Origin of the sequence: Pseudochrobactrum sp. sp1633, assembly GCF_030376605.1 — a bacterium.
In the GTDB taxonomy this organism is placed as follows: Bacteria; Pseudomonadota; Alphaproteobacteria; order Rhizobiales; family Rhizobiaceae; genus Pseudochrobactrum.
Genome location: NZ_JARRAE010000017.1, coordinates 1 through 22,145 on the forward strand (window position 1 = coordinate 1; position 22,145 = coordinate 22,145).

A 22,145-nucleotide genomic window follows, 5' to 3' on the forward strand; every position below is an offset into this window, starting at 1 on the left:
CCTGATTGGCTTTTGTGGCAGATGTCGATTCTGTTTTTCTGCTGAATATGGCAGCTGAGCAAACGCCCCTGCACGCCCTGAAAACCGGAGGTTTTTAATGTTATTTCCGCTTCGGGTGGACTTTTTTTGATATTTAAGATATACATTTGAAATCAAATTCAATTTATCTGCATTTTCTTCGTGAAATTAAAATATAACAAATCACAATATCATGTAGATTTTATGTATTTATAAATACAAAAGGAGAATAGGTCTGTCGTAGTCGACAGGGTTAATTTTATATATGGTGATTTATACAACTGATGAGAGTATGAACGCGTCAAAGGCTGTAAAATTATCTTTAAAAGATGTTTTTAAAGTCTTTGGCGACAAGCCGGAAAAAGCAATGGATCAATTGCGTTCCGGCAAGAGCAAGACCGATATCCACAAAGGCACAGGTTGCACCATCGGCGTTGATGCGGCGAGCTTTGAGATCATGGATGGCGAGATCTTCGTCATCATGGGATTGTCAGGCTCCGGCAAGTCTACTTTGCTCCGGTTGCTCAACCGGCTGATTGAGCCCACCTCCGGCACCATTGCCGTTGATGGCCGCGACATTACCCAAATGTCCAAACGCGAGCTGATCGACCTGCGTCGTCGCGATATGAGCATGGTCTTCCAGTCTTTCGCATTGCTTCCCAATCGTACAGTACTGAATAATGCCGCCTTTGGTCTGGAAGTTGCAGGCATGGCTGAGGCCGAGCGCCATGAACGTGCCATGAAAGCACTCACTGCAGTTGGTCTGGAACCCTATGCACAGAGCATGCCCGATCAGCTTTCCGGCGGCATGAAGCAACGTGTCGGCCTTGCCCGCGCTCTGGCCAATGAGCCGACCATCCTGCTTATGGACGAGGCATTTTCCGCGCTTGATCCCCTCATCCGCACCGAAATGCAGGATGAACTGATCCGCCTGCAATCGGAAAACAGCCGCACGATTATTTTCGTCAGCCACGATCTGGACGAGGCTATGCGCATCGGCGACCGCATTTGCATCATGCAGCACGGCAAGGTTGTTCAGGTCGGCACGCCGGATGAGATTGTCTCCAATCCTGCCAACGATTATGTGCGCTCCTTCTTCAAGAATGTGGATGTATCGCATGTGTTCACAGCCGGAGATGTCGCCCGCAAAACACAGCTGACAATTTTCGACCGTCAGGGTGTTTCTGCCGCTTCCGCACTGGAGCAGATGGAAAAAACCGGGCGCGACACGGCAATCATTGTCGGCCGTGACCGCAGCTATCACGGCATGATCAGTCAGGACAGCCTGATTGAAAAGGTCAAAGCCAAATCGCTGCATCCCTACAGGGAAGCCTTTTTGAGCGACATCACGCCTATTGAAGCAAGCGAACCGCTTTCCAACGTGCTTGGCCGCGTTGCAGAGAGCCGCTGGCCGGTTCCGGTTATTGATGAAAAAAACCGATATGTCGGCGCGATTTCCAAATCAGCATTGCTGGAAACGCTCGACCGCGCTGGTTGAGCTGAAATGGACGAATAAATATGGATATGAATTTTAGTATCGGCAAAGGCGCCGATATCACCGTGAATTACATTCTCGACCATTTCACGCCGGCGCTGGATATGATTGCAGCCGTAATCGGCTTTGTGACGGATGGTATTCAAAACAGTCTTCTGGCAATACCGGCACCGGCAGGCATTGTCATTCTCACACTGTTATCGCTGTGGCGTGTCGGCTGGAAATTTGCAATTTTTACAGTGCTGGCCTTAGCGCTTGTCGATCATATGGGGCTGTGGTCCGGTATGATGGAAAGCCTTTCTCTGGTTTTGGCGGCAACCATCATTGCGATTGTTATCGGCATTCCGCTTGGTATTGCTATGGCGCGCAGTGAAACGCTTGCAGCACTCATCCGCCCTGCCCTTGATCTGATGCAGACTATGCCTGCCTTTGTTTATCTCATTCCGGCGGCCATGTTCTTCGGTCTCGGCGCAGTGCCCGGCACGATTGCGACAGTGATTTTTGCAATGCCGCCGGTTGTGCGCCTGACCAATCTGGGTATCCGGCAAGTGCATGGAGAGTTCGTTGAGGCCGGTCTTGCCTTTGGTTGCACGGCCAGACAACTGCTGTTCAAAGTACAGCTTCCCAATGCTCTTCCGTCCATCATGACCGGCATCAACCAGACTATTATGCTGTCGCTGTCGATGGTGGTCATCGCCTCGATGATTGGCGCGGGCGGTCTTGGCAACACAGTGCTCACCGGTATTCAGCGTCTTGATGTCGGCACCGGCTTTGAGGGCGGTCTGGCTGTGGTCATTCTGGCCGTGGTGCTCGACCGCATTACCCAGAGCTTTGGTAACCCGCAACCTAGCCTGCTGAAACGCCTTGCTGCTTTCAAAAAACAGCCAAAAACCAATTCTGCAAATACGTCATCTCTGCAAAAGCAGGAAGCATAACGTATAAAAACCTAAACCTTAAAGGAGAAGATATGTTCGGGAAACTGACACGTCTAAGCCTGGCGGCATTGCTGGCGGGAACTATGGCAACTTCAGCATTTGCTGCGGGAGATGCCAAAGTGGTGAAACTGGGCTGGGCACCTTGGTCCGATGCCGAGTTCGTTACCAAACTTGCCGCTAAACTTATTCAGGATAATCTGGATCAGAAAGTTGAACTGGTACAGACAGATGTTGCACCACTTTATCAGGGTGTGAGCCGTGGTGATCTTGATGCCATGATGATGGCTTGGTTGCCTGCAACACATGCTGACTATTACAAGCGCGTTGAAGGTAAAGTGGAAGATCTGGGCCCGCTCTATGAAGGTGCCAAACTGGGTTGGGTTGTTCCCGCTTCTGTGCCTGAGAGCGATATCAAGTCGATCGAAGATTTGAAAAAGGCCGATATTCACGAAAAGCTGAAAGGCCAAATTCAGGGTATTGATCCGGGTGCCGGTCTGACACGTTTGTCTGAAGAGGCTGTGAAAGCCTATGGCCTGAATTACAAACTGCAGATTTCCAGTGAAGCGGCCATGCTCACAACGGTTGACCGTGCAACCCGCTCGGACGGCTGGTTTGTAGCCACGGCTTGGAGTCCGCACTGGATGTTCGGTAAATATAAGCTGCGTTATCTGGAAGACCCGAAAGGTGCTCTTGGCGCAGCCGAGCATGTGAATGCCCTCGCCCGTAAAGGCTTTAAGGCAGACAATCCGAAAGTCGCCTCGCTGCTGGAAAAGATGAATATCCCGCTGGCAGACCTCGAAAAAGCGATGTTTGAGGCTCAGGAAACCTCTTATGATAAGGCTGTCGACAAATATATCGCCGATAATCCTGATCGTATCAAAGAGTGGCTGGCAGAATAATATCAGTCTGAAGAGCATAATACGGCGGTGCTTATGCGCCGCCGTTTTTAATTCTGGTATGCTCTGTTCATATTTAAAATGCTGACATCGCTTCAGGGGAATGGTAAAGCACTGCGCAGATCATATTTGTCCTGCAATGAAAAGGTGATGTTATGAGTATGATACAGTGGGTATTTCTTATTCAGGGTATTATCGCTTTCGGTTTGGCCGGTTGCGTTGCCTATGTTGTTCTGACCCGCAAACGCTGACAGCAGCCCTGTGGTTGCCGCGCTATTAAACCAAATTACCGATGGTACCCGCAATTTCAGCGGGCAACGATTTGACGGACTGGATCTTTCCGGCAGTGATCTGTCCGAATGCATTTTTACAGATTGCACATTCACCGGTTGTAATCTGAAAGCTGCGGTAATCACCGATACGCAGTTTAATAAATGCAGGCTCAGCGGTGTAAACCTGTCCAATATTGACGGGACTACCGCACAGTTTCACAATTGCGATCTGTCCAATACCCTGTGGAACCGCTCAAACCTGAACGGTGCCAAATTCGCTCAATCCAAGCTCACCGGTGCAGATTTCACCGATTGCAGCCTAATCGGCACGGATTTTGAAGAATGTCTGCTGGTGGCCGCGTTTCTGCCCCGCGCTTCTTTTCGTAATAAAACGCTGACCAATATGGATTTCAGCGAAGCCGATCTCAGAGAATGTGATTTCCGAGATACTGTTTTTCACGACTGCCGTATGCGTGGTGCAACGCTGCGCCTGAGCAAATTCAAAGGCGCTGATCTGCGTGGTTGCGATCTGGGCAGCCTGACATTCCACGATGCCGCCGTTTTAAAAGGTGCCATCATCTCAAAGAGTCAGGCAACGGATATTCTCAGCGGCATCGGTCTGCTGGTTCTGTAGAAGAGTTTAATTTTCCAGCACAGCAACGATTTCAGTGAAGCCGCGCTTTTTAGCATGCTCAAGAGCATTCACGCCTTCATTATCAGTAATTGAGAGGTTGGCACCGGCAGCTTTCAGCAGCTTTACAATCTCCACATGCTCCGGCCCGCCGTCGCTCAGGATCACCGCCTCAATCAATGCTGTCCAGCCGAGGCGATTGATGTAGTCGACATTGATACCCGCTTCTATCAGCGTGCGCACAGTTTCCACATGCCCGCGCTCTGATGCAGGAATAAGTGCAGTGCCACCAAAACGGTTGGTGCTTTTAAGATCGGCGCCGTGGGAGAGCGTCATCTTCAGAATTTCCAGATGTCCGCGCGCACCGGCATAAAGATATGGGCTATCCTGTATCATGTCTTTGGCATTCACATCGGCACCGGCATCAATCAGTGCTTTGGCGGTTTCAACCTGATTATTATGGGTTGCAACCAGCAATGCCGTTTGTCTGTGGTCATTGCGGGTATCAACATTCACACCCGTTTTGAGCAGGGTTTGGATTGTCGCCACATCACCGGAAGCCGCAGCCTCCAATAATTTGCGCTCATTGCTTCCCGATGCAGACATTGCAACTCCCGTTAATGTCAAAATTAATCCGGCAATAAGCAGAGCATTTCTGAAAATAGTCCGGCCAGAGAAAATATAAGCCATCACCCTCTCCTCATTGAAGAGTCATTATTAAAAATACCGCCGCCTCTGAAACAGAAGCGGCGGTGGTTATCTTTATTTCAACTGGTCTTTTACCTTATCCAGAGCTGCTACTGCGCAGGCTTCATCCAGATGACCGCCCGGTGCACCGCCAACGCCAACTGCACCAATCGTTACATCACCAATTTTCACCGGCACACCGCCACCAAGAACGAGGAAGCCCGGAATATTGGCCAGTTCTGCCGCTGTCGGGTTTTTCTGAATGTTTTCAGCCATTACACCGGTTGGCATGCGGGAAGACGCCGAGGTGAATGCCTTGGCAGTGGCTGCTGCAGGCGTATGCGCACCGGCATTATCGGCACGCATCAAGCTGCGCAATACACCGGCGCGGTCAACCACAGCCACGGCAACATTGTAACCCTTAGCAGAGCAGGCAGCGATTGTTTCATTGGCAATGTCTACTGCAAGGTTGAGCGGCATGTTTTTTTCCTGCAAAACCTGTGCGGATGCAGCTGAAGTCAGAACAAGCGCCGCAGCACCGGCAAACAAAATGCGTTTCATAATCGTCTCCTGATTGTTGGCGAAAGCAACCGGCTTTCTGAAAAACAATCTAACGCAATGATGAAATGTGCTGAATCCGCGATACTCCCGAACACTCTAGGTAGTATTACGGATCCCTGCGCCACTGGCGGATAATTGCAACCGTACAAAATCAGCCACAGAGCTGGTTTCAAGTTTTTCGCCAATATTGGCGCGATGCGCATCAATCGTGCGCACAGAAATATTGAGTGCCGCAGCAATCTCTTTGCTGCCAAAACCTTTGCAGATCAGATCAAAAATTTCATGCTCACGCTCGGTCAGGCCGGAGAGCAGCTTTTGTGCTTCACCGCGTTCCAGAATTTTGTCCAGCTCTTGAGAGGCAGCCTCCAATGCTTCCAGCAACACCTGTTCATCAACAGGTTTGGACAGAAAATCCAGAATACCGGCCTTGAAGGCACGGCGGCAGGCATTGATATCCCCGTGACCGGTAATCATGATGGCTGGCCAGTCAATGCCACGTTCATGCAGTTTTTGTTGCAATTGCAGGCCACTGATCATCGGCATACGCAAATCCAGTATCAGACAGCCGGGCTTTTGCGGATCAACATGCGCCAGAAATGTCGCCGGATCGCGAAATGTCTCAACGCGCATGCCATAGGTGTGCAACAGCAGCGACAGTGCTTCCCGCACGGCTTCGTCATCATCAATCAGATAGATATTGAGATTTTTCATCAATCTGCTTTCTGCAATGGTGCTGCTTCAGGAATGACCATCGTAAAGACCGCGCCACCACCCGCAAGATTGGCAGCAGAAATCTCCCCGCCGATCCGCTCAATCAATGTTGCGCAAAGCGATAGCCCCAGCCCCATGCCACCGTTACGCGTGGTAAAGAACGGCTCAAACAAACGCGGCAGAATATCGTCCGCAATACCATCACCATTATCCGTAACAGTAACAATCACCAGCCCGTTCCGGCTTATAGCATTCAATATGACCTGTTTTTCAGCCCTGCTTGATTGCGCAAGACTATCCGCTGCGTTGCGGATCAGATTATACAAGACCTGCTCCATCTCAACGGCATCAGCAATGATGACCGGAGAGGTTTTTTCTGTTTGCTGATGCAAAGTAATATGGCGCTGCGCCAGATCTGTGTGCAGTAATTCACTCACATCACGAATAATCTGGTTAATCTCTGTGCGTTTGCGCTGCGGTTCATGATTGCTCATATAGCTGCGCATGCGCTGCAAAATCTCACCGGCACGCGAGGCCTCGCGCACATTGGCGGTGAGTGCCTGCCTGAGCAGCGCCGGATGTTCGCCTGACGTTTCAAGGCGCAAGGCCGCCTGACTTTGGCTCAACAATGCGGTGAGCGGCTGTGTCAGCTCATGGGCAATACCCGATGCCAGTTCACCCATAGCATTCACCCTCGCCGCGTGGGCAAGCCGTGTTTCATGCTCCAGCAGGGAGGCTTTTTGCTCAGCTTGTCGTGCCATTTGCACGGAGCGCCATAGCCAATAACCGGAAACCAAAGCAATCAAAGACAGAACGGCAAACAGTACCGTGCGCAACGGATCAACAACTTCCGTCAGTGCCATAGGCCTGCTTAAAGTTAAAAGAACCGGCTGGTTCTGACTGTCGATAAATTGAGAGAAAACCGGCTGCTCCAGAAGGGCAGAAGCCTGTTCATGCGTGTCCGACTGCTGTTTGAGCACTGTCTGCCCGTCGATTTTCAATGTCAGATCAGCCCAGACCGGCCGTTCATCCGGCTCGATCATCAAGGCCGGATTGATTGCCATAATAATCGCATAGCCGGGATTGGAATTATCTGATTTCTTGCCCAGATAATACCGGTCAGGGGTCGTTGCGGATATATAGCTGCGCACCTCACCCGGCTTCTGATCTATGATTTGCGGAGCAAAATCCGCCGCAACACTCGCATGTTCTGTCTCTTCCACCATCAGAACAGGCTTCATAGTAATGTCTGCTCCCTCGCGGTTCAGCAGCAGAACATCAATCACGGTAATACGCGGATAAAACCGGATAATATTGCGCGACACCTGCCGCAAAGCATCTACCGGCGGCGGATTGGCCGCAAGGATCAGGGCATTCAGGCTGGTGAGATGCGCATCATGCTGCGCTGCGCGTTGCGAGAGGACACGATGCAATGCAGTGCCGGTCAGCTTCACCTCGTCACGCGCCTGATTTATGCTCTGGCGTGCAGAAATCGCCACAAACAGCAGCACCATGACAAGCCAGATCACAAACAGAGTTAAATATGATCGCAATGCCCGTTTTTTCTGCTGCAAAATTGAATCCCGCTTTTGTGCCTGTGATTTTATCCTGTTATCGCTGGCATAATATAATGAAACGCGCAATGCACCTGCGGAAAACTTCTTCATCACACAAGTGTGGGCTTGTCAGCACTTTGAACTAAGTCGATAAAACGCATCCGGTTTGGAGGATGAAATGATTAATTTGCAACCCGTCAGTAGAACAGATGCAACAGAACTAATCGCGGGCAATCTTGCCAGCCGCGACCATCATCATCCGTGGATGCGCAATTTTACCGATCAGGCCGGTTTTGAAGACTGGTTTGCCAATCTGCAAAGCAGCGCTTCGCAAGCGCTTGTTGTACGCGATGCGCAGAGTGGCAAGATTGCCGGCGTCTTTACCTTCAGCCAGATTTTTATGAAGGCCTTTTGCAGTGCCTATTTGAGCTATTACGGCATGGTGCAACTGGCCGGTCGCGGTCTGATGACCGAAGGTCTGAAGCAGACTGTAGTTTATGGTTTCAACGAGATCGGCCTGCACCGGATTGAGGCCAATATCCAGCCGGACAATCTGCGCTCCCTCGCCCTTGCTGAACGCGCGGGCTTTCACAAAGAAGGCTTCTCACCGCGCTATCTGCATATTAACGGCGACTGGCGCGACCATGAACGCTGGGCGATTATAAACGATAAATAAGCATCATTCGCAGCGGATAAACTTCAATACACCCACATAAGGCGGCCTGTTTGCTGATTTATCATCAGACGGATGATTAATGCCGTCAGTGACAAGAACCTCATCAAAATCAAACGGGCTGACACCCTCAAGACAAGCAGCGTTTATACCATATTGCTGCGGATTGGAACGGCGCTGATGGTGCGTATAAATCCCGCAAACCGAGCAGAAATAATGCTTCGCAGCCTTGGTATTGAATTGATAGAGCGTCAGCGCATCTTCGCCGCTTATGATCTCCAGCCCGCCAAGCTGGGCTGATACAGCGACTGCCCCGCGCATCCGGCAATAAGAGCAAGTGCAGCGGCGTGCAGTGTTCAGCCCGTCGGATAACTTCACCCGAAACCGCACTGTCCCGCAATGGCAGGCACCGTTCACTGTTTCAATATTGTTTAAACTCATTGGCGCACCTCTAATCTGCAATTCTCAAAACTATGTATTTGTAATTTACAATATATGAATGTATTTCATATCTGTAATAACAGTTGAACAAAATAATTATCTATATAACTCTTTCAAAAATATTCTTACGGGAGTTTCTTGAATGAGTACAATCGAAGAAAATATCCGAGTTTTATCGGACCGTGTTAAAACACAATCCAATTCACTTCTTACAGAAGAGGCTGCCAAAACAGCTGTTATTTTGCCATTCTTGCGGGCGCTGGGATATGATGTTTTTAACCCGGAAGAAGTTATACCTGAGTTTACAGCTGATGCTGTTGGCAAGAAAGGTGAAAAAGTCGATTACGTCATCAAATTTGATGGTGACATCCGAATTTTGATCGAATGCAAGCCGATTACTACAAAGTTAGAAAAAACACATCTCGCACAACTTTACCGATATTTTTCTGTCACGACAGCAAAGTTTGCCATCCTAACCAATGGCCGGTTTTTCCATTTTCATACGGATCTGGATGAGCCCAATAAACTTGATGCAAAACCATTTTTGACTTTCGATATTACTGATTTGCAAAGCAGTGCAATTTCAGAACTCAAAAAATTTGAAAAGAATAATTTTAATATCGAGAATATTCTGGCAACGGCAGAACGCCTTAAATACACATCGGGTATAAAAGTCGCGATCAATCAACTTCTTGAATCTCCCTCAGAAGACTTCGTGCGCATCGTCTGTGCCGGCGTGTATGAAGGGCGTCTGACAGCGACTGCGAAGGAAATGCTAACCGGCGTAACAAAGTCAGCTTTTCAGGAAGTCATCAAAGACAATGTACAAAACCGGCTATCAACGGCATTAGCTGCGACTGAACAATCCGCGCCGACTGAAAACCTGATCCCAGCTGTACAAGAAGACGATATAGTTACGACCGATGAAGAGGTTGAAGGCTATATGCTTATCAAAAGCATAGTGCGAGATATTATCCGGCCAAACCGCATTTTTATCCGCGATGCCAAATCTTATTGCGCCATATTAGTTGACGACAATAATAGGAAACCTTTGGCGCGCATGCACTTCAACAGAACAACAAAATATATAGGCCTGTTCAACGGTGAAGCCGAGGAGCGCATCGCAATTGACAGCCTTGACCATATTTTTGATTTTAGTGACAGGTTGAGAGAGACCGCACAAAAATATTCAGCATAAAAATTCTCGTTGCTCCATACTGCAAAACAGAATGGAGCAACGTGAATGATCATTAACCGAGCGCTTTTTCCAGTTCCGGTATGATTTCAAACAGATCACCAACGAGTCCATAATCGGCAACCTGAAAGATCGGGGCTTCTTCGTCTTTGTTGATAGCCACAATCACTTTGGAATCCTTCATCCCTGCCAGATGCTGGATAGCACCGGAAATACCGGCCGCGATATAAAGGTCAGGTGCAACCACCTTACCGGTCTGGCCAACCTGCCAGTCATTCGGCGCATAACCGGCATCCACTGCCGCACGGCTTGCACCAACGGCAGCGCCGAGCTTGTCAGCCACCGGCAGCATGACTTCCTGAAACTTCTCTGCAGAACCCAGAGCGCGACCACCGGAAACAATGATTTTTGCTGAAGTCAGTTCCGGACGGTCACCGCCGGACAGTTTTGCCTCAACAAATTTCGACAATTGCGGGTCTTTGGCATAAGCGATATTTTCAATCACAGCCGCCCCGCCCTTTTCTGCGGCAGCAAAACCGGCTGTACGTACGGTAATTACCTTTTTCGCATCCAGCGCCTGCACGGTCTGTAAAGCATTGCCTGCATAAATCGGGCGCTTGAATGTATCCGCCGAAATTACCTCGATAATGTCAGACACCTGCATCACATCTAGCAATGCGGCCACACGCGGCAGCACATTTTTACCTGTGGTTGTGGCGGCAGCGATAATCACATCATAATCCGCGCTCAATGTCTGAATGAGATCGGCCAGTGGTTCTGCCAGCTGATTTTCCAGCGCGGCATTTTCTGCCAACAACACTTTGCGCACGCCTTTGAGCGTGGCAGCAGCATCAGCCGCAGATTTCGCATTCTGTCCTGCAACCAGCACATCCACATCGGCGCCAATAGCGAGCGCTGCTGTCAGTGCTTTGGCCGTCTGATCTGACAGGGTTTGGTTGTCATGTTCCGCTAATAGTAAAATTGCCATGATCTTATTTCCCTATCAAATCAGTCCGGCTACATTTTTAAGTTTCGCAACCAGTTCCTGCACATTGGCCACTTTAATACCTGCCTGACGGCTTTCCGGTTCTTCGGTTTTCAGAACTTTGAGACGCAAGGCGGTATCAACACCAAGTTCTGCCGCGCTCTTCTCATCAAGCGGCTTTTTCTTGGCTTTCATAATATTAGGCAGCGATGCATAACGCGGCTGGTTGAGACGCAGATCAACAGTCACCACCGCAGGCAGCTTCACTTCAATCGCCTGCAAGCCACCGTCAACCTCACGGGTCACACCGGCTTTGCCTTCGCCAAGTTCCAGCTCAGAAGCAAAGGTTGCCTGCGACCATCCCAGCAGTGCCGAGAGCATCTGGCCGGTCTGGTTGGCATCATCATCAATCGCCTGTTTGCCGACGATCACCAGTTGCGGCTGCTCATCCTCAACCAGCTTTTTCAGGATTTTAGCAACGGCAAGCGGCTCAACGGCGTCATCAACCTTCACCAGAATACCACGATCAGCGCCCATTGCCAGCGCCGTGCGCAGCGTTTCCTGCGCTTGGGTAGGGCCAACGGAAGCCACGATTACTTCCGAAACCTTGCCTGCTTCTTTGAGGCGCAGCGCCTCCTCCACGGCAATTTCATCAAACGGGTTCATCGCCATTTTAACATTGGCAAGATCAACGCCGCTGCCATCGGCCTTAACGCGGATTTTAACGTTGTAATCAACAACCCGTTTAACTGCGACCAGAACTTTCATGGGTTTAATCCTGTAAATTAGTCTTGAAATAATAGGCGGTGATTACATTTTGCAGCGTGAATTGGTCGGGTCGTAGAGCGACTCTTCAACCACTTTTGCTTTACGCCATTCACCCAGAACCTGCACTTCCAGTTCCAGCCCGATCTGATTGCCTAGTTCCGGCGGCAACAGAGCAAGCGCGATATCATGGCTGAAATGACAGGAATAACCGCCGGAGGTAATACGGCCAACCAGTTTGCCATTGTGATAAACGCCCTCATTCATCTGCACACTGGCGCCATCTGTGGCGATAGTGATGGTGCAAATACGATGCTTCAGCCCCGCATCGCGCTGGCGGATCAGGGCATCGCGGCCAATAAAGTCGCCTTTGTCGAATTTGATGAAACGATCCAGACTGCTTTCCAGAGCCGTCAGTTCGGCATTCATATCGCGATACATCGCGCGATAGGATTTATCGAGACGGCAGCATTCCAGTGCAGCCAGACCAACCATGCGGATGCCGAATTCTTCACCAGCTTTGAGAATTTCATCCAGCAGATGACGCTGATAGCCGATCGGATGATAGAGTTCCCAGCCAAGCTCGCCTTCATAGGTCACGCGTAGCATCCGCACATCACTGGCCAGACCGATTGTGCCGGTCTGCATGCTCATCCACGGGAAAGCCGCATTGCTCAGATCAACCTCGGTGATCTTCTGTAAAACATCGCGCGCTTTTGGCCCCACAAGAGTGAAAGCACCGCGTTCCATCGTAACATTGGTCAGCGTAACGCTGCGGTCATCCGGCAAAATCTTCGACAAATCATCGAAGTTCAGGCGCTCACCACGCGGGGTGGAAATCAGATAAAACGCATCCGGCTTAAAGCGGATCACCGTATATTCACTGACCACACCGCCGTTTTTATTCAGGTGATGACAAAGACCGATACGTCCGAGCTTCGGTAGTTTATTTGCCAGAATACCATCCAGCCAGCTTTCAGCCCCCGGCCCCGAAACCTCAAATTTGGTCATCGGTGTCATTTCGATCAGGCCAACGCCCTCGCGTACCGCAGTCACTTCTTCACGGATATATTTGGCCGCGCGCTGGGTGTGACGGAAGCTCAAATCAGGAATGGCTTCCTCTTTGCTTGGCGCAAACCACTGCGGCATTTCCCAGCCATTCAGCACATCCCATACAGCGCCCATTTCTGTGAGACGGTCATAGGAAGGTGCAGTTTTCTGCGGGCGGGCAGCAGGCATGGTCTGTCCCGGAAAATGAATATCCGCGTGCGTGCCCCATGTTTCCTGCACCTTGTGGCGCGTCCATGTCTTGTTGGCATAGTTGGAGAAACGACGCGGGTCGAGTTCAGACATATCTTTGGACGGCGCACCGTCGATAATCCATTCTGCCAGATGGAAACCCAGTGTGCCACCCCAGAGAATGCCGCCCGGCACACCTTCTGCAAGCCATACATTCGGCAGATCCCATGCAGGACCAGCCAGCGGCAATTCATCGGCAGTCATCTGGAATGGCCCGCGCACATTGGCCTTAATGCCGGTACGGGCAAGAGCAGGTACATAATCTGTGGCTACTTCCCAGTTCCATTCAACCGCGTCGAAATCCTCTTCCACCAGATCAGCGCCGAACCATTCCGGCACACCATCAACGGCAAAGAGTTTCAGATGTTCCGTGCGCTCATAAGGGCCGAACATCAATCCGTCACCCTCTTCACGCAGATATCCGGCAAAGCCCTCATCGCGCAGGATCGGCATTTCCGGCAGACCTTGCTTCTTGCGCTCGATAATTTCCGGCACCGCATCGGTGATCCAATATTGGTGAAGGATCGGAATGGCCGGAATATCAATGCCAAGCAATGCACCGGTCTGACGAGCATAATTACCAGTCGCTGAAACAATATGTTCGCAAATGATATCGCCGTTATTGGTCGAGACTTTCCACTCGCCGTTTGGCAGGCGCTCAAAACTGTTGACCTGCGTATTCTGATAGATTTTCTGCCCCATATCGCGGGCGCCTTTGGCCATCGCCATCGTCACGTCAGCCGGTGCGATATGACCGTCATCAGGATGATAGAGTGCGCCGATCATATGCTTGTTGTTTTCCAGCAACGGCCAGAGTTCCATAGCTTCTTTAGGCGAAACCAAACGGGCATTGGTGCCCTGCGCTTCGGCCACATCCATATAGCTCTTATATTCATCCATACGGTCGCGCGTATTGGCAATGCGCAGCTGACCGCATTTATGCCAGCCGACATTCTGGCCGGTTTCGGCTTCCAGTCCTTCATAAATCTCAATGGTTTTTGCAATCATGCGGCCAACATTATTGCTGCGGGCATAAGACGGAATAAGCCCTGCTGCATGCCATGTGGAGCCTGCTGTCAGCGATGTACGCTCCAAAAGCGCGCAATCTGTCCAGCCGCGTTTGGCCAGCGCATAGAGAACAGAAACCCCGACGCACCCGCCGCCAACAACCACAACCCGCGCATATGTCTGCATAATTCCACCCGATTACTATTTATGAAGACCGGTGCACCTCTCCCGTATGCAACGATCCCTGACTGCTTTCATGAACTCGCTCAGCCCGCGTCACATGGCATGGCACACGACTGATTTTGATCTCACAATAGGACGCAGCATCGCTTTTGTGATCTTGTAAAAAAATAGTCCGAGGTATAACTTCAGATTATGCATAGACTCCGCAACCTTATCCCTTCCGCCAATTACCTGTTCGCCTTTGAGGCCGCAGCACGGCGTTTGAGCTTCACCGCCGCGGCCAAAGAGCTGAATGTCAGCCAGCCCGCGGTGAGTAAAACCATCCGGCTGCTTGAGGAATCGACAGGATTGAAACTGTTTCGCCGTGAGAGTGCGCGGCTGGAACTGACACCGGAAGGACAGCGGCTCTATCAGGAGGTACAGGCCTCCTTTGATCATCTGCATATGGTGATTTCATCCCTGCAGCGGAAATACCAGAAGGACATCGTGCGCGCCTCATTCTCAGCCGTGTTTATCTCGCTATGGCTGCTGCCGCGTCTTGCAGACTTCAAAAACCGCTATCCGGAAATCGCGCTGCATATCGAAGAAAGTCCGAAAGATTATATTGATCTTGGTGAGGAGGATATCGATCTCTCCGCCCGCCTTGGCAATGGCGAATGGCAAGGGCTACGCTCATGGCAGCTGTGTCTGGAAGAAACGGTTTGCGTATGCAGTCCGGAATATCTTGCCGCCCACGGCCCGATCAATGCACCGGCAGATTTGCTCAGTCATCGCCTGCTGCATTTTGAGGAAAAGCATCGCTCCCGCATTGGTTGGCGTGAATGGCTCGAATATCAGGGCGTTTCCAGCACCAAACTGCCCCATGATGTTGTATTCAGTGACAATCTGGCCTCGATGCAGGCAGCCGTGCACGGACAGGGTATTTCGCTTGGCTGGCGGCATCTGATTGGCAGTCATCTGGAAAGCGGCAAGCTGGTGATACCGCTGGAGAATTCCTACAAGGCCGGAAAGAGCATTTTTCTGGTGGCACCGGCATCGCGCCAGATTAAATCGGGAACAGAAAAATTCCGTGACTGGATATTAGAGCAGATGCATCGGGAACTGCCGCTCAGCAATCCTTAAATGCCTATATCTGTTTTATAAACTACATTATCCAATTTCTTTAGAGCATTGATTAAATGGGAGTTATTATGGCTAAAGTGGCGTTTATCGGTCTTGGTGTGATGGGCTATCCAATGGCAGGTCATCTCAAAACTCGCGGCGAGCACGAGGTTACCGTCTATAACCGCACCACCGCCAAAGCACAGGCCTGGGCGCAGGAGTTTAAAGGTAGTTTTGCAGCCACACCTGCTGAAGCCGCCCGTGGTCAGGACTTTGTGTTCTGCTGTGTCGGCAATGATGATGATCTGCGCTCCGTCACCCTTGGCGAAGACGGTGCTTTTCAGAGCATGGGCAAAGACACGATCTTCATCGACAATACTACGGCCTCCGCTGAGGTTGCCCGTGAGCTGGACAAGGAAGCACGCCAGCGCGGTTTCCATTTCATCGACGCGCCGGTGTCCGGCGGTCAGGCCGGTGCGCAAAATGGCGTACTGACTGTGATGTGCGGCGCGGATCAAACTGCGTTTGAAAGAGCAAAGCCGGTGATTGCCGCTTATGCCCGCTCTGTCGGCCTGATGGGCGCTGTTGGTAATGGCCAGCTTGCCAAGATGATGAACCAGATTTGCATTGCCGGTATTGTGCAGGGACTGGCTGAGGCCATTCATTTCGGCAAATGTGCAGGGCTGGATATTCAGACCGTGATTGATGTGCTGTCGAAAGGTGCCGCCGGTTCATGGCAGATGGAAAACCGCACACCGACAATGATTAAAGGTGAATATGAATTTGGTTTTGCCGCTGACTGGATGCGCAAAGACCTGAAAATCTGCCTTGAAGAAGCGGATCGCAACGGCGCCACACTCGCTCTGACTGCCCTCGTGGATCAATATTACAAGGATGTGCAGAAGCTTGGCGGCGGTCGGTGGGATACATCATCCCTGCTCGCCCGTCTTGAAAAATAAGCTGTTTCAATATCAAATAAAAAAGGCGCTGTGATCACCACAATCACAGCGCCTTTTCTGTATCCGATCGTGAGATCAGAACCGGTATTTCGCAGAAAGCGTCATACCGCCAACAACATCTGTTCCGAAATCAGCTTTGGAACCCAGCTTGCTGCCACCGTTCTGTGCAGCCAGAGTGCTGTCCAATGTGCCGGATGTCAGAATACCGACAGCACCGGCAAGGCGGAATTCCAGATGTTCAGTAGCTTTGTAATTAGCCCCCATACCCAGCAGCCAGACATCTGTCTGTGAGGTCAGACCTGTTGACGTTCCGCGATCCCATGTGACAGTAGCAGCACCCGACCACTTGTCGTTAAATTTGTGACCGATACCGCCCATGACAGTCCAGCCATCCTTGTAGTACAGGTCGAGCGATGTCACTTCAGCGCCAACTGGAAACAAACCTAAGAATGGTTTTGAACCGGAATTATCAAAACCGACTTTAGTGATGCTCTTCCAATCAGTCCATTTAACCGAAGCCAGTGCCAGCCAGCCTGGCGCAATACCGGTCTGGAATTTGAACTCAACAGATTGCGGTGTTGCAACGCTACCGCTCACGGGCGTGTTGAAGCTAAGCGGCATACCAATCAGCGCAACATCGACCGAACCATCCAGATCATAATTGACCTTGGACTGATAAACGAGGCTGGCACGCAGAGCGATGTCCGGAATCTCATAGGCCGCACCCAAACGCCAGCCAATACCACTGTCTTCAACATCGAGTGTACTATTGGCAAAAGTAAGATCGGTCGGTATGGACGGATTTAACGGAACACCGGAAATCTTGGTCTGCTTGCCTTTAAGTTCCTGATAGCTCACACCGCCGAGAAGTCTAAAAAAGCCTTTGTCACCAGCTGCAAAGCGATAAGAACAGTTCAGGCCGTAATCACGCGAGGAAATTTTCTGTTCAATAGCACTGAACATACGGGCATTATTGATGCCGGAGTCTGTATCAATGCCCCAAGGCTCACGATATTGCGCGGCACAGGCCAGATCATCGGTCAGCTGAACTTTTGCCGAGAGCTTTGGCACCCAATAGGACTTGCCTTCGTCAACTTCTGTATCAAAAGGCCGGCCTGTATTTTGTCCCGGAACCGGATTAACCGGAAAAACACTGCCACGGATATTCTTCAATTTACGTTGCGGCGTAACAAATGTCGCGCCGGTTTCAACGACATTACCTTCTTCAAATAGAATATCAAAATCCTGAGAACTGCGTTCCAAACCACCGGCATGTGCAGTCAGAATCCCCCCTGACAAGGCCAGTGATACATCTGATAATTTAAATGCAGTTTTAAGCATATTTTCCCTCGATTTTTATACTTAATTTTGACGTGAGCGTAACATGCCGAACGCGTTCTGCAAGTCCAACAAACCACGAGCGAACTGGCAGTTCGCTGAGATTTCCGCCAAAAATCGTTTTTTTGATCGGTTCACGAAGTTTTTTTACGCAGCGCCGCATAAAACACCGAACAAAACACCATTTTTCACCGGATTTTCCCTCAGAAACGCGCTCTGTATCAAAAATGTCACGCGAAAACGACAATCGTTTTTCACCCTCTTGAAACCATAATTCTGCCCCCGATGTGCGAGCTGCAAGGCCGGAAGATATCACTCTCCCCTAAAGACTGATGCGGCGCAGAATACAAGCATTCGCTTAAAAACACCATTTTAAAATCGTATAAAATATATAAATTTCAGTCGGTTATGAGAAATATTTTGTTTTAAAACCTACAGAATCAATACGGTTAAACGGTTGTTATCTCTGAAATGCCGCTTTCACAAATGATCAAAGCACATCAGATATAAAACAATTGCGCCCTCAAACCATTTGGATTTGAGGGCGCAATGTCAGTCATTTCGTGTCTGGAGCTGGCTTTATTCAGCGTCTTTTAAACGCTGCATCGCCACAGCAATTTTACCCTGCGCTTCCTGCAGTTCTGCGAAACGGGCACGATCAGCTTCCACCACTTCCGGCTTGGCATTGGCAACAAACTTCTCGTTGGAGAGCTTCTTGTCGATCTTTTCCATTTCGGCAGTAAGTTTGCCGCTTTCTTTTTCAAGACGCGCCATTTCCGCACCCAGATCAATCAGACTGCCAAGCGGCATGCAATATGTCGCTTCGCCTACGACCAGCTGCGCAGAGCCTTTTGGCGCTGCATCAGACAGGCTGATATCAGCAACACGGGACAGGCGCTTGATTGCTGCATCATGATGCTCAAGACGCTCTTTCGTCAGCGCATTGGCTTCAAGAACAGCAAGCGGTGCCTGTGCTGATGGCGGTACATTCATTTCTGAACGAACAGAGCGGATACCGCTTACCAGCTCGATCAGCCAGTTAATGTCGTCGGCCGCCGAAGCATCTTCAAAGGACAAAACCGGCCATGATGCATGAACAAGCAATGTGTCACGGCTCTGGCCTTCACCAGCTGTCAGGCTCCATAGCTCTTCAGTCATAAACGGCATGAACGGATGCAGCAGCTTGTAGATTTCATCAAGGCAGTAGGCCGCACAGGCCTGCGCTTCACGCTTGGCATCTACATCATCGCCCATGAAAATCGGCTTGAGAAGTTCCAGATACCAATCACAGAACTGGTTCCAGACAAAGCGGTAGGCTGAACTTGCCGCATCATTGAAGCGATAAGTCGTAATGCCTTCTGTAACGGCCTTCGTGGCGCGTGTCAGTTCGGTCAAAATCCAGCGGTTAACTGCCAGTTTCGCATCTTCCGGTTTGAAGTCCGGATTGCGCGTCACACCATTCATCTGTGCAAAGCGAGTCGCATTCCAGAGCTTGGTGCCGAAATTGCGGTAGCCGGCAATACGCGCCGGATCAAGCTTCACATCACGTCCCTGAGCAGCCATAATCGCCAGCGAGAAACGCAGCGCATCGGCGCCATATTCATCAATCAGATCAAGCGGATTGATAACATTGCCTTTGGACTTCGACATTTTCGCGCCGTTCTTATCACGCACCAGAGCGTGAACATAAACGGTGTGAAACGGCTCTTCTTTCATGAAGTGCAGCCCCATCATCATCATACGGGCAACCCAGAAGAAGATGATGTCAAAGCCGGTTACCAGCACATCTGTCTGATAATAGGTATCGAGTTCCGGTGTTTTCTCCGGCCAGCCGAGGGTCGAGAACGGCCACAATGCGGATGAGAACCATGTATCCAGCACGTCGCAATCGCGGGTCAGCGATGTCGGTTCGCCATAATGCTTCTGAGCAGCAGTAAGAGCTTCCGTCTCACTCTTTTCAACGAAGATCGTACCATCCGGTCCGTACCATGCCGGAATCTGATGACCCCACCACAACTGACGGGAAATACACCACGGCTGGATGTTTTCCATCCAGTCATAATAGGTCTTTTCCCATGTTTTAGGCACAATGTCAGTACGGCCTTCGCGAACAGAAGCAATGGCAGGCTTGGCCATTTCCGCAGCATTCACATACCACTGGTCAGTCAGAAGCGGCTCAATAGGCACGCCGCCACGGTCACCATGCGGAACCATATGGGTGTGATCTTCGATCTTCTCGAGATAACCACCCTCGTCCATCATCTCAACAATGGCTTTACGCGCCTTGAAGCGATCCTGATCGTGGAAATGCTCGATCAGATTATCCAGCTCTGCAGACGGTGTCAGCCCTTCAGAGAAGTCTTCATTATCCTGAAGCAAAATAGTCGCTGTTGGCGACATGATATTGATTTTACGTAAGTTATTACGTTTTCCAACTTCAGCATCATTGAAATCATGCGCAGGCGTAATTTTAACCGCACCCGAACCGGATTCAGGATCTGCATAATCATCACCAACAATCGGCAACGCACGGCCAACGAGTGGCAGGATTGCGTTTTTACCGATACGGGACTGATAGCGCGGGTCTTCTGGATTTACCGCAACGCCGCTATCGCCCAGCATCGTTTCAGGACGCGTTGTTGCAACAACAATATAGGTGTCAGGGTTTTCCGCATCAAAAGCCACGCCTTCCAGCGGATAGCGGAAATGCCACAAATGCCCTTTGATTTCACGCTGCTCAACCTCAATATCCGAGATCGCGGTCTGCAACTTCGGATCCCAGTTGACCAGTCGCTTATCTTTATAGATCAGGCCTTCTTTATAGAGCGTAACAAACACTTCCAGAACGGCTTTCGACAAGCCCTCATCCATTGTGAAACGCTCACGCGACCAGTCACAGGATGCACCAAGGCGACGCAGCTGATTGAAAATCAGACCACCGGATTCCTCTTTCCACTCCCAGATGCGCTGAACAAACTTTTCACGCCCCATTGCGTGACGGTTTGGTTCCTGACGCTCCATGAGCTGGCGTTCAACAACCATCTGCGTTGCAATACCGGCATGATCCATACCTGGTTGCCACAGCACGTTTTTGCCGCGCATGCGCTCAAAGCGCACCATAATATCCTGAATTGTATTGTTGAGAGCATGTCCCATATGCAGAGAACCGGTAACATTTGGCGGCGGGATCACCACCGCAAACGGATCCGCACCAGGCTTAGAACCGGCACCGGCTTTAAAAGCTTCAGCCTTTTCCCAAAGTTCAGCAATTTTTGGCTCTGTGGCCGCGGAATCGTAGGTTTTCTCTAACATAAAAAACTCTGTCTCTTTATATGAGGGCAGGCAAACCGGACTGCACTGAACAGGCCTGTACTAAGGTCAGGCATATTCATAAATCCGGGCAGACAAGACTCTGTTGCCCCTTCAAAACAAGTTTGGTGCAAAGAATCAAGACAGACTGCGGCCTGCACAGCAAATCACGGTATTTCTATAATCTATATAGGACGGCTGTTTCCATAAAAATAGCCCCGTATACACTGGTTACGGGGCTATAAATCCGGTTACGGAGCGCTTTATCAGCCGCGACGTACCACGCGTTCGATTTCTTCCCGCACCAGTCGTTCAACAAGCGGCGGCAGATTGGTATCAAGCCATTCCTGCAGCATCGGGCGCAGCAAAGCTTCCATTTTCTCATTAAGCAGGCGCTTCTGCTCTTCAATAAGAGCCTGACTAAGACTGCCAAAAGATGCCGAAACCTGCTCTTCAGCAGCTTGCGAAATCAGTGGTTTATCATAGGTCTTTGCTGAAACATTTTCCGACATGTCTTCGCTCACCGGAACAACCTCTTCTTTTGCTGTTGTCGGGGTTATCGATACAACCCGCTTTTCTGCAACATGCATAAGCAATGCTTCTGACGCTTTTATGGCATCAGATTTCGGCAATTCATCGGCAGCAACAACAACCGGCGGCACCGGCGGGTTAACGGCTGCAATACGGACATGAGCGACATTACGCTCATGGATTTCAGCCCGTGTCGGCTCAGGTGTGAACCCGGATGACGGCTGCGCAGAGAGACTGCCGCGCAATGCTGCATCCAGAGTGAAAGCCGGAACCAAAGGGCGAACATCATCCTGCACGGCTTCGGTTGAAACCGGACGGGGAAACTGTGCGACTTCACCGCGCTTTTCAACTTCTGCCACTTGCTCAGCTTTAGCGGATTCAGCGCGGCTTTGCGGTTGCGGTGCAGCGGTTAAATCAGCAGTCGCCTGCTTGGTAACATCACTGTCTTCAATAATTCTGCGAATGGAAGCCAGAATTTCTTCCATGGACGGTTCACGTGTTGCGCTGGAAGTCTGTGCCATATCGTGCAGCATCCTTTGGCTGTCGCATATCTGCGGAAACAGCTGTTAACGCTGTATGTTTCCGGCAGAATGATG

Annotated in this window: 20 protein-coding genes; 8 read left to right on the top strand and 12 right to left on the bottom strand. The window is 50.5% G+C overall.

The genetic code is table 11. From position 1 onward, the window contains the following. Nucleotides 1-310: 310 nt before the first annotated feature. The 4 genes from proV to P8H26_RS15185 all read left to right on the top strand — a co-directional run bounded on the left by proV (nucleotide 311) and on the right by P8H26_RS15185 (nucleotide 4,250). Nucleotides 311-1,516, top strand: a complete 1,206-nt coding sequence (gene proV, locus P8H26_RS15170) for a glycine betaine/L-proline ABC transporter ATP-binding protein ProV (RefSeq protein WP_289634010.1) — start codon at nucleotides 311-313, stop codon at nucleotides 1,514-1,516. 20 nt (nucleotides 1,517-1,536) lie between these two features. Beyond that, nucleotides 1,537-2,448 carry a proline/glycine betaine ABC transporter permease gene (locus P8H26_RS15175; protein ID WP_308446683.1) on the top strand — a complete coding sequence of 304 codons (912 nt, stop codon included), beginning with the start codon at nucleotides 1,537-1,539 and terminating at the stop codon, nucleotides 2,446-2,448. 32 nt (nucleotides 2,449-2,480) lie between these two features. After that, the gene (locus tag P8H26_RS15180; protein ID WP_289634012.1) at nucleotides 2,481-3,347 is read left to right on the top strand and encodes a glycine betaine ABC transporter substrate-binding protein; all 867 of its coding nucleotides are present in this window, start codon (nucleotides 2,481-2,483) and stop codon (nucleotides 3,345-3,347) included. A gap of 258 nt (nucleotides 3,348-3,605) precedes the next feature. Continuing rightward, nucleotides 3,606-4,250 (top strand): pentapeptide repeat-containing protein, encoded by a 645-nt coding sequence (locus tag P8H26_RS15185; RefSeq protein ID WP_289634013.1) that lies wholly within the window; start codon nucleotides 3,606-3,608, stop codon nucleotides 4,248-4,250. Between the two features lie 6 nt (nucleotides 4,251-4,256). Here the strand turns inward: P8H26_RS15185 and P8H26_RS15190 are convergent, their stop codons facing one another. The 4 genes from P8H26_RS15190 to P8H26_RS15205 all read right to left on the bottom strand — a co-directional run bounded on the left by P8H26_RS15190 (nucleotide 4,257) and on the right by P8H26_RS15205 (nucleotide 7,780). Then, entirely contained in the window at nucleotides 4,257-4,853 is a 597-nt protein-coding gene (locus P8H26_RS15190) for an ankyrin repeat domain-containing protein (RefSeq protein WP_289634015.1), read from the bottom strand. Nucleotides 4,854-5,009: 156 nt separating this feature from the next. After that, nucleotides 5,010-5,495 (bottom strand): heme-binding protein, encoded by a 486-nt coding sequence (locus tag P8H26_RS15195; protein WP_289634017.1) that lies wholly within the window; start codon nucleotides 5,493-5,495, stop codon nucleotides 5,010-5,012. 96 nt (nucleotides 5,496-5,591) lie between these two features. Then, nucleotides 5,592-6,206, bottom strand: coding sequence for a response regulator transcription factor (locus tag P8H26_RS15200; RefSeq protein WP_289634018.1), 615 nt, complete (start codon nucleotides 6,204-6,206; stop codon nucleotides 5,592-5,594). Further along, entirely contained in the window at nucleotides 6,206-7,780 is a 1,575-nt protein-coding gene (locus P8H26_RS15205) for a sensor histidine kinase (RefSeq protein ID WP_289634019.1), read from the bottom strand. The genes P8H26_RS15200 and P8H26_RS15205 overlap by 1 nt, the downstream gene beginning before the upstream one ends. 160 nt (nucleotides 7,781-7,940) lie before the next feature. Between P8H26_RS15205 and P8H26_RS15210 the strand changes: the two genes are divergently transcribed. Next, complete coding sequence (locus P8H26_RS15210) at nucleotides 7,941-8,438, top strand: GNAT family N-acetyltransferase (protein ID WP_289634023.1); 498 nt, start codon at nucleotides 7,941-7,943, stop codon at nucleotides 8,436-8,438. A 3-nt stretch (nucleotides 8,439-8,441) separates the two neighbouring features. Here P8H26_RS15210 and P8H26_RS15215 read toward each other — a convergent pair whose 3' ends face one another. Further along, entirely contained in the window at nucleotides 8,442-8,876 is a 435-nt protein-coding gene (locus P8H26_RS15215) for a GFA family protein (protein WP_289634024.1), read from the bottom strand. Nucleotides 8,877-9,018: 142 nt separating this feature from the next. Between P8H26_RS15215 and P8H26_RS15220 the strand changes: the two genes are divergently transcribed. Continuing rightward, the gene (locus P8H26_RS15220) at nucleotides 9,019-10,074 is read left to right on the top strand and encodes a type I restriction endonuclease (protein WP_289634025.1); all 1,056 of its coding nucleotides are present in this window, start codon (nucleotides 9,019-9,021) and stop codon (nucleotides 10,072-10,074) included. A gap of 52 nt (nucleotides 10,075-10,126) precedes the next feature. Here P8H26_RS15220 and P8H26_RS15225 read toward each other — a convergent pair whose 3' ends face one another. Genes P8H26_RS15225 through P8H26_RS15235 form a run of 3 tightly spaced genes read right to left on the bottom strand, consistent with a single transcriptional unit; the run spans nucleotide 10,127 to nucleotide 14,314 of the window. Beyond that, the gene (locus tag P8H26_RS15225; RefSeq protein WP_289634026.1) at nucleotides 10,127-11,059 is read right to left on the bottom strand and encodes an electron transfer flavoprotein subunit alpha/FixB family protein; all 933 of its coding nucleotides are present in this window, start codon (nucleotides 11,057-11,059) and stop codon (nucleotides 10,127-10,129) included. A gap of 15 nt (nucleotides 11,060-11,074) precedes the next feature. Continuing rightward, entirely contained in the window at nucleotides 11,075-11,824 is a 750-nt protein-coding gene (locus P8H26_RS15230) for an electron transfer flavoprotein subunit beta/FixA family protein (protein ID WP_289634027.1), read from the bottom strand. A gap of 42 nt (nucleotides 11,825-11,866) precedes the next feature. After that, nucleotides 11,867-14,314, bottom strand: a complete 2,448-nt coding sequence (locus P8H26_RS15235) for an FAD-dependent oxidoreductase (protein WP_289634028.1) — start codon at nucleotides 14,312-14,314, stop codon at nucleotides 11,867-11,869. A 189-nt stretch (nucleotides 14,315-14,503) separates the two neighbouring features. Here P8H26_RS15235 and P8H26_RS15240 point away from each other — a divergent pair, with 189 nt between their 5' ends. Together P8H26_RS15240 and P8H26_RS15245 are read left to right on the top strand one after the other, a co-directional pair. Beyond that, the gene (locus P8H26_RS15240; RefSeq protein ID WP_289634029.1) at nucleotides 14,504-15,433 is read left to right on the top strand and encodes a LysR substrate-binding domain-containing protein; all 930 of its coding nucleotides are present in this window, start codon (nucleotides 14,504-14,506) and stop codon (nucleotides 15,431-15,433) included. A 68-nt stretch (nucleotides 15,434-15,501) separates the two neighbouring features. Beyond that, entirely contained in the window at nucleotides 15,502-16,371 is an 870-nt protein-coding gene (locus P8H26_RS15245) for an NAD(P)-dependent oxidoreductase (protein WP_289634030.1), read from the top strand. A 75-nt stretch (nucleotides 16,372-16,446) separates the two neighbouring features. Here P8H26_RS15245 and P8H26_RS15250 read toward each other — a convergent pair whose 3' ends face one another. The 4 genes from P8H26_RS15250 to P8H26_RS15265 form a co-directional block, all read right to left on the bottom strand. Next, nucleotides 16,447-17,712, bottom strand: a complete 1,266-nt coding sequence (locus P8H26_RS15250; RefSeq protein WP_289634031.1) for an OmpP1/FadL family transporter — start codon at nucleotides 17,710-17,712, stop codon at nucleotides 16,447-16,449. Continuing rightward, on the bottom strand, nucleotides 17,705-18,025 hold the full coding sequence (locus tag P8H26_RS15255; protein WP_289634032.1) for a hypothetical protein: 321 nt from the start codon (nucleotides 18,023-18,025) through the stop codon (nucleotides 17,705-17,707). Before P8H26_RS15255 ends, P8H26_RS15250 begins: the two co-directional genes overlap by 8 nt. 263 nt (nucleotides 18,026-18,288) lie before the next feature. Then, on the bottom strand, nucleotides 18,289-21,021 hold the full coding sequence (locus tag P8H26_RS15260; RefSeq protein ID WP_289634033.1) for a valine--tRNA ligase: 2,733 nt from the start codon (nucleotides 21,019-21,021) through the stop codon (nucleotides 18,289-18,291). 263 nt (nucleotides 21,022-21,284) lie between these two features. Continuing rightward, the gene (locus tag P8H26_RS15265; RefSeq protein ID WP_289634034.1) at nucleotides 21,285-22,070 is read right to left on the bottom strand and encodes a PopZ family protein; all 786 of its coding nucleotides are present in this window, start codon (nucleotides 22,068-22,070) and stop codon (nucleotides 21,285-21,287) included. Between the last annotated feature and the right edge of the window lie 75 nt (nucleotides 22,071-22,145).